At 65.6% G+C, this 550-nt stretch carries 1 protein-coding gene; it reads right to left on the bottom strand.

Translation table 11 applies throughout. The features are described 5' to 3' along the window. Positions 1 to 550: TCP-1/cpn60 chaperonin family protein (locus OXS49_RS33430; RefSeq protein ID WP_276082371.1), on the bottom strand; the 550-nt coding region annotated here is incomplete at both ends.

Here is a 550-nt window from a genome sequence, read left to right as displayed (position 1 = left end):
CGCCGTCGATGATCGTGGTGTTCTCCTTCTCGATCCGCACGCGCTTGGCGCGGCCGAGCATCGGGAGCGTCACGTTCTCGAGCTTGATGCCGAGATCCTCGGCGATCATCTGGCCCTTGGTCAGGATCGCGATGTCCTCGAGCATCGCCTTGCGGCGGTCACCGAAGCCCGGCGCCTTGACGGCCGCGACCTTCAGGCCGCCGCGCAGCTTGTTGACCACGAGGGTGGCCAGCGCCTCGCCCTCGATGTCCTCGGCGATGATCAGGAGCGGCTTGCCGGTCTGGACCACGGCCTCGAGCACCGGCAGCATCGCCTGGAGCGACGACAGCTTCTTCTCGTGGATGAGGATGTAGGGGTCCTCGAGTTCGGCGACCATCTTCTCCGCGTTCGTGATGAAGTACGGGGAGAGGTAGCCGCGGTCGAACTGCATGCCCTCGACGACGTCGAGCTCGGTCTCGGCGGTCTTGGCCTCCTCGACCGTGATCACGCCCTCGTTGCCGACCTTCTGCATCGCGTGGGCGATCATCTGGCCGATCTCGGTGTCGCCGTT

The organism is Methylobacterium sp. GC_Met_2 (genome assembly GCF_026540795.1).
GTDB lineage: Bacteria > Pseudomonadota > Alphaproteobacteria > Rhizobiales > Beijerinckiaceae > Methylobacterium.
This window is presented reverse-complemented; position numbering and strand designations above follow the sequence as displayed.